This is a genomic window from Bradyrhizobium sp. AUGA SZCCT0222, from assembly GCF_018130205.1.
Classification (GTDB): domain Bacteria; phylum Pseudomonadota; class Alphaproteobacteria; order Rhizobiales; family Xanthobacteraceae; genus Bradyrhizobium.
Genome location: NZ_JAFCLX010000021.1, coordinates 36,119 through 52,057, shown reverse-complemented (window position 1 = coordinate 52,057; position 15,939 = coordinate 36,119). Strand labels below are relative to the sequence as shown.

The 15,939-nt window shown below is 64.4% G+C and carries 17 protein-coding genes; 12 read left to right on the top strand and 5 right to left on the bottom strand.

The window, feature by feature from the left end:
- Nucleotides 1–55: 55 nt before the first annotated feature.
- The 3 genes from JQ629_RS19620 to JQ629_RS19610 are packed head-to-tail and all read left to right on the top strand — an operon-like array spanning nucleotide 56 to nucleotide 3,113.
- Nucleotides 56–1,588, top strand: coding sequence for a sensor histidine kinase (locus JQ629_RS19620; protein ID WP_212414055.1), 1,533 nt, complete (start codon nucleotides 56–58; stop codon nucleotides 1,586–1,588).
- The gene (locus JQ629_RS19615) at nucleotides 1,585–2,025 is read left to right on the top strand and encodes a response regulator (protein ID WP_212031371.1); all 441 of its coding nucleotides are present in this window, start codon (nucleotides 1,585–1,587) and stop codon (nucleotides 2,023–2,025) included. The genes JQ629_RS19620 and JQ629_RS19615 overlap by 4 nt, the downstream gene beginning before the upstream one ends.
- Nucleotides 2,022–3,113, top strand: a complete 1,092-nt coding sequence (locus tag JQ629_RS19610) for a sensor histidine kinase (protein ID WP_212414054.1) — start codon at nucleotides 2,022–2,024, stop codon at nucleotides 3,111–3,113. Before JQ629_RS19615 ends, JQ629_RS19610 begins: the two co-directional genes overlap by 4 nt.
- Before the next feature lie 48 nt (nucleotides 3,114–3,161).
- Here JQ629_RS19610 and JQ629_RS19605 read toward each other — a convergent pair whose 3' ends face one another.
- Nucleotides 3,162–4,133, bottom strand: a complete 972-nt coding sequence (locus tag JQ629_RS19605) for a Bug family tripartite tricarboxylate transporter substrate binding protein (protein WP_212414053.1) — start codon at nucleotides 4,131–4,133, stop codon at nucleotides 3,162–3,164.
- A gap of 116 nt (nucleotides 4,134–4,249) precedes the next feature.
- On the opposite strand from JQ629_RS19605, the gene aat reads away from it, so the two are divergent.
- A complete protein-coding gene (aat, locus tag JQ629_RS19600; protein WP_212414052.1) occupies nucleotides 4,250–4,930 on the top strand; it encodes a leucyl/phenylalanyl-tRNA--protein transferase in 681 nt (226 codons plus the stop codon).
- A 118-nt stretch (nucleotides 4,931–5,048) separates the two neighbouring features.
- The gene (locus tag JQ629_RS19595) at nucleotides 5,049–6,182 is read left to right on the top strand and encodes a COG3904 family protein (RefSeq protein ID WP_212414051.1); all 1,134 of its coding nucleotides are present in this window, start codon (nucleotides 5,049–5,051) and stop codon (nucleotides 6,180–6,182) included.
- A 94-nt stretch (nucleotides 6,183–6,276) separates the two neighbouring features.
- On the opposite strand, the gene JQ629_RS19590 is transcribed toward JQ629_RS19595, so the two are convergent.
- On the bottom strand, nucleotides 6,277–7,284 hold the full coding sequence (locus JQ629_RS19590; RefSeq protein WP_212414050.1) for a DUF2155 domain-containing protein: 1,008 nt from the start codon (nucleotides 7,282–7,284) through the stop codon (nucleotides 6,277–6,279).
- Between the two features lie 260 nt (nucleotides 7,285–7,544).
- On the opposite strand from JQ629_RS19590, the gene JQ629_RS19585 reads away from it, so the two are divergent.
- The 4 genes from JQ629_RS19585 to JQ629_RS19570 all read left to right on the top strand — a co-directional run bounded on the left by JQ629_RS19585 (nucleotide 7,545) and on the right by JQ629_RS19570 (nucleotide 11,231).
- Complete coding sequence (locus JQ629_RS19585; RefSeq protein ID WP_212414049.1) at nucleotides 7,545–8,324, top strand: SDR family NAD(P)-dependent oxidoreductase; 780 nt, start codon at nucleotides 7,545–7,547, stop codon at nucleotides 8,322–8,324.
- A 118-nt stretch (nucleotides 8,325–8,442) separates the two neighbouring features.
- Nucleotides 8,443–9,390: a LipP1 family hormone-sensitive lipase gene (gene lipP1 / locus JQ629_RS19580; RefSeq protein WP_212414048.1), complete on the top strand. Its 948-nt coding sequence runs from the start codon at nucleotides 8,443–8,445 to the stop codon at nucleotides 9,388–9,390.
- 34 nt (nucleotides 9,391–9,424) lie between these two features.
- Complete coding sequence (locus JQ629_RS19575; RefSeq protein ID WP_349631289.1) at nucleotides 9,425–10,633, top strand: citrate transporter; 1,209 nt, start codon at nucleotides 9,425–9,427, stop codon at nucleotides 10,631–10,633.
- A 148-nt stretch (nucleotides 10,634–10,781) separates the two neighbouring features.
- The gene (locus tag JQ629_RS19570; RefSeq protein ID WP_212414046.1) at nucleotides 10,782–11,231 is read left to right on the top strand and encodes a hypothetical protein; all 450 of its coding nucleotides are present in this window, start codon (nucleotides 10,782–10,784) and stop codon (nucleotides 11,229–11,231) included.
- Between the two features lie 100 nt (nucleotides 11,232–11,331).
- Here JQ629_RS19570 and JQ629_RS19565 read toward each other — a convergent pair whose 3' ends face one another.
- The gene (locus tag JQ629_RS19565) at nucleotides 11,332–11,631 is read right to left on the bottom strand and encodes a hypothetical protein (RefSeq protein WP_212414045.1); all 300 of its coding nucleotides are present in this window, start codon (nucleotides 11,629–11,631) and stop codon (nucleotides 11,332–11,334) included.
- Nucleotides 11,632–11,796: 165 nt separating this feature from the next.
- Nucleotides 11,797–12,735 (bottom strand): GlxA family transcriptional regulator, encoded by a 939-nt coding sequence (locus JQ629_RS19560; RefSeq protein ID WP_212414044.1) that lies wholly within the window; start codon nucleotides 12,733–12,735, stop codon nucleotides 11,797–11,799.
- Nucleotides 12,736–12,830: 95 nt separating this feature from the next.
- Between JQ629_RS19560 and JQ629_RS19555 the strand changes: the two genes are divergently transcribed.
- Both JQ629_RS19555 and JQ629_RS19550 read left to right on the top strand, forming a co-directional pair.
- Nucleotides 12,831–13,517, top strand: a complete 687-nt coding sequence (locus JQ629_RS19555) for a DJ-1/PfpI family protein (protein ID WP_212262014.1) — start codon at nucleotides 12,831–12,833, stop codon at nucleotides 13,515–13,517.
- 15 nt (nucleotides 13,518–13,532) lie between these two features.
- Nucleotides 13,533–14,138 (top strand): glutathione S-transferase family protein, encoded by a 606-nt coding sequence (locus JQ629_RS19550; protein ID WP_212414043.1) that lies wholly within the window; start codon nucleotides 13,533–13,535, stop codon nucleotides 14,136–14,138.
- A 416-nt stretch (nucleotides 14,139–14,554) separates the two neighbouring features.
- On the opposite strand, the gene JQ629_RS19545 is transcribed toward JQ629_RS19550, so the two are convergent.
- Nucleotides 14,555–14,965 (bottom strand): NADH:ubiquinone oxidoreductase subunit NDUFA12, encoded by a 411-nt coding sequence (locus JQ629_RS19545; protein ID WP_212206654.1) that lies wholly within the window; start codon nucleotides 14,963–14,965, stop codon nucleotides 14,555–14,557.
- A gap of 267 nt (nucleotides 14,966–15,232) precedes the next feature.
- Here JQ629_RS19545 and JQ629_RS19540 point away from each other — a divergent pair, with 267 nt between their 5' ends.
- Complete coding sequence (locus JQ629_RS19540; RefSeq protein ID WP_212414042.1) at nucleotides 15,233–15,892, top strand: BA14K family protein; 660 nt, start codon at nucleotides 15,233–15,235, stop codon at nucleotides 15,890–15,892.
- Nucleotides 15,893–15,939 lie beyond the last annotated feature (47 nt).

The window sequence follows — 15,939 nt, the reverse complement described above, 5'->3', positions numbered from 1 at the left end:
GGGTCTTATTTGCCAGGGCAGCCTGTATTCCGTTTGTTCATGACGCGAGATCATTGTGAAGGCTGATGCCACGCGCCGACGTGCGATTGGCCAAATCCTGCTGCTCGCGGCGGGATTTTCGGTGCTGGTGGCGATCAGCGCCTTATCGGTCATTCTTGTTCATGAGGCCCGGAAGGACAGCGGCAAGGTCGTGCACACGGTCGAGGTCGAGAACCAGCTTTCGACCTTGCTATTGCAGATCCGCCGCGCCGAAAGCTCGGCGCGCGGCTATCTCCTGACCTCAGAGCCGCGCTTCCTGACCGAGCATGAGTCCGCCACCGCGACCATCCTCCCCGATATCGACAAGCTGACCCGGCTGACTTCGGACAATCCGGTCCAGGCCGAAAACATCCGGCAGCTGCGGCCGCCGGTCGAAGCCCGGCTTGCCGAATTTGCCAGGGCCATCGCATTCGTCAAACGCAACGATCTCGCCGGCGGCATCGCGATGCTGCGTGAGGCCGGCGCCAGCGACTCCGTCCAAAAGATCGGCGCGCTCAGCAACGCGATGCGCGCCGAGGAGGACCGGCTGTTCGCCCTGCGCACCGCGACCGCGGACCGCACCCAGCAACTGGCGTCGGCAGTGACGGTGGCGGGTTCCGGCCTTGTGATCGCGCTCGCCGGCATCTCGATCTTCCTGGTGCGCCGCTCCTCGCGCGCCCGCGACGATGCCGAAACCCAATTGCGCGACAACTACATCAACCTCGAGACCACGGTCGACGAGCGCACCGCCGATCTGCGCGAGGCCAATGACGAGATCCAGCGCTTCGCCTATATCGTCAGCCACGATCTGCGCTCGCCGCTGGTGAACATCATGGGCTTTACCAGCGAACTCGAGGAACTGCGCGGCGACATCTTCAAGCGGATCGCGACCCTGGCGCGCGCGCAATCGGCCGCGCCGGCGACAGCTGATAACGCCACCGATAGCGCCGAGCCCGTCCTCGAAGGACCCGACAAGCAATTGTCGGAAGACTTCACCGAGGCGCTGGGCTTCATCAAATCCTCGATCGCCAAGATGGATCGGCTGATCTCGGCCATCCTCAACCTCACCCGCGAAGGCCGGCGCGAATTCGAACCGGTGCGGATCGAAACCCGCGAACTGATCGAGGGCATTGTCGCGACGGTGGCGCACCAGGCCGCTGAAGCCGAGGCGCAGATCCGGATCGAACCGCTGCCGAACATCGTCAGCGACCGTCTGGCGCTGGAGCAGATTTTCTCCAATCTGATCGAAAATGCACTGAAATACCTCAAGACCGGCGTTCCCGGCGATATCCAGGTGCGCGGCCGCACCAAACTCGGCTTTGCCATTTTCGAGATCACCGACAATGGGCGCGGTATTGACCCCAAAGATCATCAGCGCATTTTCGAGCTGTTCCGCCGCGCCGGAACCCAGGACAAACCCGGGCAAGGCATTGGTCTTGCGCACGTCCGCGCGCTGGTGCGGCGGCTCGGCGGAACCCTGTCGGTCGCCTCGGAACTTCACAACGGCAGCACATTCACGATTACACTGCCGATCAATTGGACCATTCGTAACCGGAACACACAGTCATGAGTAATCCAGTCACCATCATCATGATCGAGGACGATGAGGGCCATGCCCGCCTGATCGAGCGGAACATCCGCCGTTCCGGCGTCAACAACGAGATCATCCCGTTCACCAGCGGTACAGCCGCTCTGAAGTACCTGTTCGGCAACGATGGAACGGGCCTCGCTCACAAGGGCAACGCGCTATTGATCCTGCTCGATCTCAACCTGCCCGACGCGTCGGGCATCGATATCCTGAAGCAGGTCAAGGACAACAAATATCTCAAGGCGACCCCGGTCGTGGTGCTGACCACGACCGACGATTCCCATGAGATAAAGCGTTGCTACGACCTCGGTTGCAACGTGTACATCACCAAGCCGGTGAATTACGAAAGCTTCGCCAACGCCATTCGCCAGCTCGGCCTGTTCTTCTCCGTCATCCAGGTACCGCCAGCCGCCACATGACAACAGCCACGCCGACACTGCTGTATATCGATGATGACGCCGCATTGGCGCGGCTGGTCGATCGCGGCCTGACGCGGCTCGGCTTCAAGGTGGTGCATGCCGCCGATGGCCAGCAGGGCCTCGACCGCCTGGCGCAGGGCGGCATCGACGCCATCGCGCTCGACCAGTACATGCCCGGTCTCGACGGCCTCGAAACGCTGGAGCGGATTCTGGCAATCCCCGGTGCGCCGCCGGTGGTGTTCGTCACGGCCTCGCAGGATTCGGCGATTGCCGTCACCGCACTGAAGGCGGGCGCGGCGGACTATCTCGTCAAGGACGTGCAGGGCGAGTTCATTCCACTGCTCCAGGTCGCCGTTAACGGCGCGCTGCGGCAGGCGGAGATTCAAAGAGCCCGCGATGAGGCCGAGGCCGAAGTCCACGCCTCGCGCGACCGCTACGCGGCGCTGGCCGCCGAGCGCGAGGTGCTGCTGCGCGAAGTCAATCACCGCGTCGGCAACTCGCTGCAGATCATCGCCTCGCTGCTGCACCTGCAGGCCAATTCCGCTGTTCAGGACGACGTCAAGGCGGCGCTCACCAATGCGATGGGGCGCGTCGCCGCGGTCGCCCAGGTCCATCGCCGGCTCTACACCTCGCACGATCTGAAGAGCGTGCTCTTGAACCAGTATCTCGAGGCGCTGCTGGAAGACCTGCGGCGCTCGGCCGAGGGCAATCGGATGTCACGGCTGACGCTGAAGGCCGAGCCGATCGAGATCGACCCCGATCGTGCGGTGGCGATCGGCATCATCGTCAATGAGCTGATCATGAACGCCGTCAAATACGCCTACCCCGACGGCGCCGGCCCGATCCACGTCGAGCTCAAGCCTCTCGGCGACGAACTCCTGCTGTCGATCACCGACGACGGCGTCGGACTCAACGTCAAGGCCGATCCACGTTCTACCGGCATGGGACAGCGCATCGTCTCGGCCATGGCATCAAAGCTCGAAGCCGACGTCGCGCGCGATCCCGACCATGCCGGCACAAAGATCGTGCTGCGCTTTGCCCGCGTCAACAAGCCGGCGCCGCGGCCGAATGAAGCCGCGGCTGGGTAATATGCCCTGCGGAATTCTGAACCGCGACCTGCTAGAAGCGCGCACAGCTTAGGTCGGCGCAAGTCCGGCCTCGCGTATAATCGCTGCGTTCTCTTCGAATTCCTTCTTCTGGAAGCTCGCAAAGCCCTCCGGACTGGCGGACCCCCGGAGCTCCAAACCTTCCTTGGCGAGTGCCTGTTGCAGCGATTTGTCCCCTATCACCGTTTGGATCGCCGCGTGCAGCTTTGTCACGACGGCCACAGGGGTTTTCGCGGGTGCGAAGAGGCCAAACCATCCAACCGAATCCAATCCCTTGAGGCCAAGTTCGTTGGCTGCCGGAATATCCGGCATGACAGAGGAGCGCTCCGCGCTCGTTGCGCACAGCGCCACAAGTGCACCTGAGTTGACATGCGGCAGGATCGTAGGCGGCGTTCCGATGATCATCGGAATGTTGCCACCCAGAACGGCGGTAACGGTTTCAGCGCCGCCCTTGAAGGGAATATTGACAAGCTTGATCCCGGCGATTTTGGAGATCTGGACGGCCGGTATCTGGAAGCCGACGTTGGACGTACCGTAGAACACGCCATCACGCTCGCCTTTTGCTTTCGCCAGGAATTCCGCCCAGTTCTTCACGCCATACCCGGCTGATACGGCCACCAGACTCGAATTCGTTGTAACCTGGGAAATCGGCGCAAGCGCCGTCAGTGGATCATAAGATAATTTCAGCATCGTCGGCGCGATCACCTGGGAGACGTTCGCGCCGAGAAAAAGCGTATGTCCATCCGGTTCGGCGCGCAGGGCCTGCACGGCCGCGAGTGTCGAAGATGCGCCAGGAACGTTCTCGATCAGATGCTTGGCGCCCAATACTGCATCGAGGCGATGTGCAAATTGGCGCATCGTCAAATCGGCTGAGCCGCCCGGAGGGAATCCGACAAGAAAACGGATGATTTTCGTTGGGTATTGCTGCGCGCGTGAGGCGGTGGGCAATACGGCGGCTGCAGCGGTTGAAATCGAGCCTTGCAGGAAGCGGCGTCGGTTCATTTTCTTTCCTCCAGTCGTCCCGGCGGCCGAACTTCGTTTTTTTCCGGTATCCAGGCCGCGCCGCCGCTTTTTTCAAGGCATAGCACAGGCCACCGGCTCCCTGCTATTCTCCGGCCATGACATCGCGCGAGTCCGCCGTTTCCGAAATCACGCCCGAGGTGCTGCTGCGCGCCTATGCCTGCGGGATCTTCCCGATGGCCGAAAGCGCCGATGACCCCACCCTGTTCTGGGTCGAGCCGGAAATGCGCGGGGTGATCCCGCTCGACGGCTTTCGCATCGCCTCGCGGCTTGCGCGCACGGTGCGTTCTGACGCCTTCACCGTCACCGTCGACACCGCCTTCAAGGCGGTCATTGCCGGCTGCGCGGCGCCGCAGGCCGGGCGCGACGACACCTGGATCAACAAGCGGATCCGCGATCTCTATGTCGGACTGCACCAGATCGGGCACTGCCACAGCGTCGAGGTCTGGCAGAACGACGATCTGGTCGGCGGCCTATATGGCGTCAGCCTCGGCCGCGCCTTCTTCGGCGAGAGCATGTTCCACACCGCCAGAGACGCCTCGAAGGTGGCGCTGGTGCATCTGGTGGCGCGGCTGATCGCGGGAGGGTTTGAGCTGCTCGACACCCAATACGTCACGGAGCATTTAAAGAGCTTTGGCGCGGTCGAAATTTCCAGGCGCCGCTACCGCGCGATGCTCGACAGGGCGATTGCCGGCGAGCCTGCGGACTTTCTGAAGTTGCCGTCCGATGGACCGGTCGGCGGCGCCGACGCGCTGGCGATCATCGCGGCGCGCGGCTGAAGACCTGTCCCCATTGGCATTGTGACATCAGTCACAGCCCCTCCCCGCGACCTCTCTTATCCCTGTTTGCACGGCTGGTGGGAATGCTCCGCCTCCGACAACGACAGGGATCGCTCAGATGAGCAACGCGCCGCACGCGACACTGACGGGCGAGCCCGACGAAAACTCCGCCGCGAACCACGGCGCCGAACTGGCCGTTGCCAGCGCACCGCCGCCGCTCAGCTTCGTCATGCCGGCCCGGTTGCCGCCGCCACTGCCCAAGCGCCCGGCGCAGAACGTCATCGCGCGGCACTGGCGCGGCGAACTCTCGCTGCCGCGCTCCTACTGGATCAATTATGTGGTGCTGGGCACCAGCTTCGGGCTTGCGTCCAGCGTTCTGGGCGCTGCGATCAACCCACGCGTCGGCGAACAGCCGGTGCGCTGGCTGATCTCGCATGGCCTGACCTGGACCGCGATCATCCTGTTCACGATCTGGGGCGCGATCGGCGTCTGGCGCGCGGGGACCGCCTACCGACGCGCAGGAAAGCGCTTCTGGGGCACCGCCGCCAAGGCGACCATGGCGCTTGGCGCTCTCCACCTCGTTTACAGTGTCTACTACGTCGCGATTCCGCAGGGCCTCGGCATCTACGAGATCGCGGCCGGCGATGCGCGCCTCGCGTCACACCAGTTCAAGGTGCTGAACAATGGCGCCATGCTGGATTTCTCCGGAGGTATCTCGTTCGGCACGGCGAAAGAGTTCGAGACCATTCTGAAGGCGTTGGACAATGTGCGCACCGTGCGGCTGAACTCGAACGGTGGGCGCGTCGCGGAGGCGCAGAAGATCTCCGATCTGATCAAGGCGCGAGGCCTGTCGACCTACGTTACCCATCAATGCGCTTCCGCCTGCACCATCATGTTCCTCGGCGGCAAGCAGCGTTATCTGCACGCGAACGCACGGCTAGGCTTCCACCAGCCTTACTTCCGCGGCATGACCGCGAACGAACAGCGTATTTCGATTGCCCGCGAGCAGGCGCGCCTCGAGAAGTTCGGCCTCAGCGCCGCCTTCGCCGAACGCGCCAACAGCGCAGGTCCCTCGGGCATGTGGTTTCCCGAACAGAGCGAATTGCTGCGCGAGCGCGTGGTGACATCGATCTTCAACCCGCAGCCGCCGAAGCCGGTGGCAAGCGCGGCGCCGGCGCAATCTGCTCCCGCCTCGCGTACCCTGCCCGTGCTGCCGAAGACGCAGGCGGCCTATCAGGGGACGCCGCAATAAGCGAATTGCGGAGCCTGCCCGATCCCGGCTGAGAAGATTCGCCTTGGCGTATGTCTGCCGGCATCGACGAGAACCGATGCGCCGGGGACGCCGCCTAATTCCCGAACAATCCACCAAACAGCCCGCCGGGCCGTTGTTGTTGCTGCGGCGGCGGTGGCGGCGGTTGCTGCTGGAACTGCGGCTGCGGCGGCAACCCCGACGGCGGCGGACGCGGCGCGGCCTGCTTCGGCGCCGGCGGGCGCTTGGCGGCAGGCGGCGGCGGAGCCGGCTTCGGCAGTTCAGGCTGCGCGCTGACGATGGTCTGGTCGGGGACTTTGCAGTCGGTCAGCCAGATATCGTAGACCGGGTGCTCGACGCCGTGCAGGCCGGGGCTCGCGGCGTACATCCAGCCCGAGAAGATCCGCTTTACCTCGCCCTGCAGCGTGATCTCGTCGACCTCGACAAAGGCGTCGGTATTGGCGGCTTCCGTGGACGGGCGCGTGTAGCAGGCCGACGTCTTCACGCGCAGCGCGCCGAACTGCACCGTCTCGCCGATGTCCTCGTCGAAATTGATGATCCGGCCCGTGATCTTGTCGAGGCCGGAGAAGCTGGCCTTCTTGTTGGTAACCTTCGATGCCGGCGGCTCGGACACCACCTCATCCCCCGGCTGCAGGCTGGCGGAGGCCGGCGGGACGGGTCCTTTGGGCTGGCGCTGCCCCGGTGGCAAGCCCGGCTGCGCATTGGCCGCGGGCGGCGCGGCGCCCGGCGCACCCGGCTGCGGCGGCGCTACCGCGATCCCCGGCTGGGTATTCTGTGGAACGACGGTGGTGCCGGGCGGCGGAGCCAGGGGCTGGGTCTGCACGCTTCCGGGCGGCGGTACGCCCTGCCCCGGGGCGGGGCGGTTCGGCGTCGGCAGCAGCCGGCCGCGCGGCAATTCGGGCACTTCCTCGTCGTCGTCGAGTTGCTGCTGTTGCTGCTGGTTGCCACGCGGGATCGAGCCTGGCGGCCGCAGCGGCGGATCGGAAAAAATATTGCCGATCTGCGCGCGCGCGGGCGGCGCAAGCGAGATTGTCGAGGCGGCCACCAGGGCCGCAATACCAGTCAGGGCAATGGTTCGAAACATCTCGCGGCTTTAAAGGGCGAATCGGGCTCGCGACATAGTACAATCTATCCGCCGCTCGCGTGCCTACCGGTTAACACGCTGAATACGGCGGGGAAAGGGCGGTTACCCCCGCTCCGGGGACGGGCTTCGCCCGCTCCGGGGCCACTGGTCAGCCCCCGCCACAAATGAAATAGTCGGTTTCGATCAGCTTTCGCGCGGGTTGCCGTCGCGAAAACCATGAAAATCCGGGACAACCGGACGAGCCAGAGGAAACCCCAGACATGACCGATCGAATTCGCCTGGACGGCCGGGTCGCCGTCGTCACCGGTGCGGCCGGGGTCATCGGAACCGCCACCATCAAGCTATTGGCCGAGCGCGGGGCGCGCATTGTCGCCGTCGACCGCAAGGAGGCCGACCTCAAGGCCGCCATCAAGGACCTGCCGGCCTCCGCCGAGGCGCTCGCGATCGCCGCCGACGTCACCCAGGAGGACGAGGTCGCCGACTATGTTCGCGCCAGCGTCGACAAATTCGGCACCATCGACGCCTTCTACAACAACGCCGGTATCGAGGGCGACATCAAGCCGATCCCGCAATATTCGCTGGAGAGCTTTCGCCGCGTGCTCGACGTCAACGTGGTCGGCGTCTTCCTCGGTATGAAGCATGTGCTGCCGGTGATGCTCAAACAGAACAAGGGCAGCATCATCAACACCGCCTCGATCGCGGGCCTGATGGGATCGCCCTACATCGCCGTCTACAGCGCCAGCAAGCATGCGGTGATCGGGCTCACCAAGACCGCGGCCTGGGAATGCACGGGCACCGGCGTCCGCGTCAATTGCGTCTGTCCGGGCCTGATCGACAGCCGGATGCTGTCGACGATCTATCAGGGGCGCAATGGCGGCAATGCGCCGATGCCGATCGAAAAGATGGTTGACCGGATTCCGGCGCGGCGGCTCGGACACGCTTCCGAGGTCGCCTCCGTCGTGGCGTTCCTGGCGTCCGATGAAGCCAGCTACGTCACCGGCTCTTCCTACACCGTCGACGGCGGCCGGACGGCCGCCTAGAAACCCCGTCATTCCGGGGCGATGCAAAGCATCGAACCCGGAATCTCGAGATTCCGGGTTCACTCGCTTCGCGAGCGCCCCGGAATGACAACGCAAAACACCAGAGGTCTTCCCCCACATGCCCGTCGTTCTCGATCCCGATGCCGCCGCCGTCTACAAGGCTTTCCAGGAAGCCGGTCGCCCGCCCTATGAGTCGGGAACACCGACCCAGGCCCGTGCGATGTATCTGGCCGGCAGCGCCGCCTCCAGACCCGAACCACCGGAACTGGAATCGGCAAAACCGCTGTCGATCCCCGCCCCGCATGGCGCGATCCCGGCCCGCATCTACACGCCGAAGACGCTGCGAAAGACCGGCGGCCTCGCCCCCTGCCTGGTGTTTTATCACGGCGGCGGCTGGGTGATCGGCGATCTCGATTCCCACGACGTGGTCTGCCGCAAGCTCGCGCATGAGGGCGAGTTGATCGTGATTTCGATCGACTACCGCCTCGCCCCCGAACACAAATTCCCCGCCGCCGTCGACGACGCCGTCACGGCTGTGAAATGGGTCGCGGCCAACGCGAAAGACCTCGGCATCGACGCGGCGCGCGTCATGGTCGGCGGCGACTCGGCCGGCGGCAATCTCGCGGCCGTCGTTGCGCTCGCGGCGCGTGACGGCGATGGGCCAAAGCTCGCCGGCCAGGTGCTGATCTATCCCGCGACGGACTTTGCGATGAAGCATCCCTCGCATAGCGAGCCCGAGACCAGCATTCTGCTGACGCATTCCGTCATCAAATGGTTCTGCAACCACTACCTCAGCGGCCCCGCCGACATTGACAATTGGCAGGCTTCACCGGCGCGCGCGAAAACGCTGGCCGGATTGCCGCCGGCCTATCTGCTGACCGCCGGCGGCGATCCGCTGCGCGACGAAGGCGACGAATACGCCGCACGGTTGAAGGAAGCGGGCGTGCCCGTGACCTACAAGCACTTTCCCGGCCAGTTCCACGGCTTCTTCACCATGGGCAAGCTGCTGCCGCAGGCCAACGTCGCGGCAACCGATATCGCGCTCTGGCTGAAGGCGCTGAATTGACAAATTCGCCCGCGCGAAGGAATTGACGGCGACCATGCTCCTGTTCGGGATACCTGTCGACTTCATCCTGTTCGCGCTCACGCTGCTCGGCGTCGCGCTGTTTCATCACCACACCCTGCCCGTCGCGTTGACGGGGCTTGCGGCCATCATCCTCTACAAGCTGATCTTCACCGGCTTCAAATACGGCGCCGGCCTTGGTGGCCTCGGCCACCACATGGCGCATGAATGGGTGACGCTGGCCAATCTGTTCCTGCTGCTGATGGGATTTGCGCTGCTGTCGCGGCATTTCGAGGAAAGCCGGATTCCCCACGAGATGCCGGCGCTGCTGCCGGACGACTGGAAGGGCGGCGTCATCCTGCTGGTGCTGGTGTTCGTGCTGTCCAGTTTCCTCGACAATATCGCCGCGGCCCTGATCGGCGGCACCGTGGCGCGCAGTGTTTTTCAGGGCAAGGTCCATATCGGCTATCTCGCGGCCATCGTCGCGGCCTCGAACGCGGGAGGCGCCGGCAGCGTCGTCGGCGACACCACCACCACCATGATGTGGATCGCCGGGGTCAGTCCCCTCGCCGTCGTCGAGGCCTATATTGCCGCCATCGCCGCGATGCTGATCTTCGCCGTGCCGGCGTCGCTGCAGCAGCAGCGCTATTCGCCGATCGTCAAGAATCCACCGACCGGCCTGAAGGTCGACTCTGTCAGGGTGTTCATCGTCGCGGCCATTCTGGTGGCGGCGCTGGCCGCCAATATCACCGCGAATCTGAAATTCCCGGCCCTGCTCGACATCCTTCCCGTGCTCGGCATCGCCGTCTGGGTGGTGATCCTGCTCACAGCGGCGTTGCGCAAGCCGGACTGGTCGGTGATGCCCGAAACCTTCAAGGGCACGATCTTCCTGCTGGCGCTGGTGACGGCGGCCTCCATGATGCCGGTCGAGCAACTCCCCGCCGCCTCGTGGCCGACGGCGCTCGGGCTCGGCTTTGTCTCCGCGGTATTCGATAATATTCCGCTGACCGCGCTCGCGCTGAAACAGGGCGGTTATGATTGGGGCTATCTCGCCTACGCCGTCGGCTTCGGCGGATCGATGATCTGGTTCGGCTCGTCCGCAGGCGTCGCCCTGGCGAACATGTATCCGGAGGCAAAATCCGTCGGGCGATGGGTCACCCAGGGCTGGCCGATCGCGGTCGCCTATGTCGTTGGATTTTTCGTCATGCTTGCTGTGCTCGGCTGGCATCCCGACGCGCCGCATTAGCGGAGAGCGCAAGAACCAGCTGCCACGCCGCATCGCGCGCGATCCCTCGGGAATCGGGTGTCGGCGGCGTCTTCAATCTGCGAGACAATACTGCAACCGCGAACCCGCGCCTGTCGGTGAAGGCCTCGCTGTTGCAATGGAGTATCCAATGAATTCGGAAAACCAGGCAAAGCGAAATCCATTCGGCGTCATGGACGTCCCCGATCCCAACGACGCTGACGTGGCGCAGTTCGCCGGCAGCGCGACACTGGAAGGATCCGCGGATGATGTGAACGCGGCGAGCTGGGGCACGGCTGACGGCACCAGCCGGTCCGGCACAATCGAGGGCCATTGGTCGAGCCGCTGGAACGGCGGCGCCGATCCCACCATCGCCTGCGATTCCGCCGACGAATGGAAACAGGGGCAAGGCGAAGCGAGAATGGATTCCGGCGCACGCAAAGGATTGATCGATGCCAAGCGCCAAGGCCCGCAGCGGCTGGTCGGAAAGTACATCAACCTCACCAGCCCGGCGATCACTCGTCCCTGGATCGGCAGAATCGTGGACGACAAGCGGATCGACGGGCGCTTTCCGGAGGGACGCCTGGATTTCCGCAGATAGGGGCGTCTATTCCGCTCGCGCCGTGTGACGCCGCTGACGTGGCAGGCGCCGCCGGGTCACCCCGACGGAGCCAAATCCAATCTGCAAAGGTCAGTTTGACTTAGCGACCACCGCCGCCACCACCTCCGCCACCGCCACCGCCACCGCCGCCAGCATTCAACATGGCGTCGTTGTAGCGGGGATCGTTGTTTTTCATGTAGGCCGGGCTGCTGTCACGGCGACCGGCAGTCGGTCGCGCACGAGTGTACTCCTGGGGAGTGTAGCTGACTCCACAACCCCACTGCCCCGGTGCGCAATGCGTATCCAGGAAAATGAACGCGTTGGCACTGGTCGTTCCCATCGCACCCATTGCCAGGAACGCAACGGAAGCGGCCGCGAAGAGTCTCGATTTCACCGACATCTGAATCTCCATTGTCCGGTTTTTGCGAAACCGTCATGGCCCGCATGCCCTTTCGACGGCACGAGATGCAGGGCGGTTCAGTGCGAGGCTTTCAAAAATTTCTGCACGCCGGGATGAACCTGACGTCCGGTACGGCGACGCGCCCTTGTCGGGAGAGCGACAAGATCACCCCGCGCGTGCCGCCCGCCGCAGCGATTGCGGCGGCTGGCCGAAGGCGCGGATGAAGGCGCGGCGCATCCGTTCCGGATCGCGAAAGCCGGTGGTCTCGGCAACGCGTTCAATCGCCTCGCTGGACGACTGCACGCGCTGCCGCGCCACCTCGATCCGCAACCGCTCGACTGCCTTTGAGGGCGTGGTGCCGGTCTCGGCAATGAAAGCGCGGGTGAAATGCCGCGAACTCATGCCGGCCTGCTCTGCCATGTCCTCCACCGTGAGCGGCGCATCGAGATGTTCGCGCGCCCAGGCCAGCAACGGTCCGAACCGTCCGGTCGGCGACTTCAATTCCAGCAGCGACGAGAATTGCGACTGGCCGCCGCTGCGGCGGTGGTACAGCACGAGCTGCTTTGCGGAGCGCTGCGCGATCTCGTCGCCGTAATCCTCGACGACCATCGCGAGCGCCAGATCGATGCCCGCTGATATCCCAGCCGAGGTCCAGACATTGCCGTCGCGTGTGTAGATCCGATCGGCTTCCAGCTTCACTTTCGGATAGGCCGACACGAAGTGCCGCGTGCGCTGCCAATGCGTGGTGGCGCGGCGTCCGTCGAGCAGGCCGGCCTCCGCCAGAACGTAAGCGCCGGAGCAAACGCTGGCGACGCGGACGCCGCGCCTGGCCAACGCACGCACGAAAGCCAGCGTCTTCGGACAGATCGCCGCCGTTCGCACACCCTCGCCGCCCGCCACGATCAAGGTCGTGATCGCGCTGGAAGGTTTGAAGCCACGCGCCAGCATCTCGACGCCGGAGGTGCTGCGCACCGGACCCGCCGTCGCCGCCAAAGTCCTGATCGCAGGCGCCGCACCTGCGAAGCGCGCGGCGATTTCGAACACCGAAATCGGCCCCGCGGCATCGAGCAACTGAAAGTCCGGAAAGATCAGCACACCGATCATTTGAGGCGATGTCCTTAAATGAGGGAAATACGGCATTTCTGACAGGAGGCCACCATGTCAGGATGCACGGGTCAAGTGAAATCAGGGAGGTCCTCATGTCGGCGCCGCTTCAGATCGGTCTCGTGTTGTTTCCAAAGGTGACCCAGCTCGATTTCACAGGGCCGCTGCAGGTGTTCTCCAGCGTGCCGGGCGCACAGGTGCATCTGATCTGGAAGCGCATCGAGCCTGTGCCCAGCGACTCCGTCCTGACGATCACGCCGACGGTGACCTTTGCGGATTGCCCGCAACTCGACGTCATCTGCGTGCCCGGCGGTTTCGGCACCGACGACATGGTCAATGACGAGGAGATGCTGGCATTCCTGCGCAAGCAGGCCGAGGGCGCCAAATACATCACCTCGGTCTGCACGGGATCGCTGGTGCTGGGTGCGGCCGGCCTGCTGAAAGGATATCGCGCGGCGACGCATTGGACCGCGATGGATTTTCTCTCCGCGTTCGGTGCGACGCCGACCAGGACCCGCGTCTGCGTCGACCGCAACCGCGTCACCGGCGGCGGCGTCACCGCAGGGATCGATTTCGCGCTGACGCTGGTGTCGCTGCTGGTCGACCGGCGGACCGCGGAAGCAATCCAGCTCCGGCTCGAATATAACCCGGCCCCGCCGTTCAACTCAGGCTCGCCCGACACCGCGCCGCCGGAAATCCTCGCGCTGATGAAGGAGCGGATGGCGACGGCGCAGCTCCGCCGCGGCGAAATGATCGGCCGCGCCGCCGCAAGGATGACGTGACGGACGGCCGGAAAAATGATGCTCATCGGGGTTAATCGCTCGCCATTCACCCGCCGTGTGGCCATCACGCTCAGGGCTTACGGGATACCGTACGAGCAGCTACCAATCTCCGGCTTCAATGATCGCGCCGAGGTGCGAGCCTCCAATCCGCTCGGTCGCATCCCGGCGCTGGTGCTCGATGATGGCGACGTGCTGGTCGATAGCAATGCTATCGTCGACCATCTCGATGAGACCTTCGGTCGCGACCGCGCATTAACGCCCGCTGCGGGATCCGACCGACGGGCCGTCCTGAAGGTTGCGGCGATCATGATGGGCGCGTGCGACAAGGGACTTCAGGCCGCTTACGAGCGCAACCACCATCCTCCCGAGAAGCAACATCAACCTTGGTTCGACGATTGCGTGGCACAGATGACGAATGCACTGGCAGCGGTCGATGTCATGATCGTAGCAGACACGCCTTATTTGCTGCTCGGTCGTTTGACCCAAGCGGACGTGACGGCATTTGTAGCCGAACGGCTCGCGCGTGGCGTGGGAATCGATACGGACAAGGCAATGCCGCGCCTGCGCGCCTTGACCAGGAAGCTCGCGGACGAGTCACCTTTTCGAACGACCGAGCCCTGACGCCGCGGCCTCATCGCCTGCCAGCAGCCTCATTGAGCGGAAAGCTGGCTTCATCAGTCATGCAAAAAGAAAAAGGCCGCCTGGTTGCCCAGACGGCCTTTCCTTTCCTACGGCGGCGCCACATTGACGGGCGATTTCAGAACCTCTGCACCGGGGGCCTATCTCCCAGCCGTATCCTGATCGGGTGCCGCTGCTCATCGGGACAGTCGCGAACTGGAGCCCGAACCGTACGCGATGGTTTCCCATCTCCGTAAGATGGGTTCATTGAACGGCGAACGGGGCACGTGCGCAAGCACGCAGCAGCCGGTGTCCCCGCTGTTCCCGTTATTCACAGGAGAACGACGCATCCGCGCTCAAGACGCGCGCCATGCCGCACGGTCGTTCGCGCTCAAACATAACGGTGGATCAGCTGTCTATCAGCTTCCCGGAGTCCAGGGCTGGTAGTCGCCGGTCGCCTTCGGACGGCGGCCGCTCGCCAGCGTCGAGCCGGATGGACGGTAGGCCGCCGATGTGCCGGTCAGGTTCGGCTGGTGCGGCTTTTCCCACTCGCGCGGGGTGTACGTCTCTTCGGTCGGGGCGACATCGACGGTGTGATGCAGCCAGCCGTGCCATGACGGCGGCACCCTCGTGGCTTCGGCATAGCCGTTGTAGACCACCCAGCGCCGCTGGAAGCCGAGCGTCGGATCGATCTTGCCGCCCTTGGTGCGATAATAGGTGTTGCCCTGCTCGTCCTGGCCGACCAGTTCGCCGAAGCGCCACGTCCACAACTGGGTGCCGAAAGTCTGGCCGTTCCACCAGGTGAATATTTTGAGCAGAAACAGCTTCATGAGGGCTCGGCCGGTTCGAGAAGGCTGAGCCGGTGATGCCATCGGCGCGCCCGATTGTCCAGATGCGATGTCCGATTGCGGCGATATCTGTCCGGACCCCATTTGCGCCTGTTTTTGGCGTCGAATTGTCGCGGAATCATAACGACCTGTTCATCTGGGATGCAGTTCCGATCTGGCAGGTTAGGCGCTGCGCACGATCCGTGCGCTGGCTCGGGAACGCCTTTCTCCTGAAATGGTTAGGTCCGTATCCCGGAGATGGAGCCGACAATGATCAGTTTGAAAGTTTTATGTTCTGCCGCAGCGATCGCGGCACTCGTTGCACCGACCGTGCTGCCCAACCCAAGCTTCGCGCAAGCCCCGCCTAGCGCCGGGGGTGGTGGCGGAGGCGGTGGTGGTGGCGGCCGTGGCGGTGGCGGCGGAGCCGCAATCGGTGGTGGTGGTGGCGGCGGCGGCGGAGCGGCTATCGGTGGCGGCGGCGGTGGTTTCCGCGGTGGCGGCGGCGGAGCGGTGATTGGTGGCGGTGGCGGCGGCTTCCGCGGCGGTGGCGGTGCGCCCCCACCGATGGCAGGCGGCATTCGTGGTGGCGGCGGCGTCATCGGCGGCGGTGTGGCCCCCGGCCCGAGGTTTAGCGGCGGCGGCGGCGGCGTCTATCAGGGCGGCGGCTATCGCCATCGCCATCGCCACGGCGGTTTCTATCCCGGTTTCGCAGCCGGCGCCGTTATCGGCAGCGGGCTTGGCTATTACGGCAGCAGCTACGGCTATTACAACGATCCCTACTACTACGGCGACGAATATGCCGATGACGGCGTGGTGGCGGTGGTCCCCGGCGGCGACGATGTCGCTTACTGCAGGCAGCGCTACCGTTCCTATGATGTGCGGTCGAGAACCTATCTCGGCAATGACGGGCTGCGGCACCCCTGCCCGTAACGCTGGCCTGACGGCGTGAATTCCAAAGTGAACTCCGAGAGCGGCGC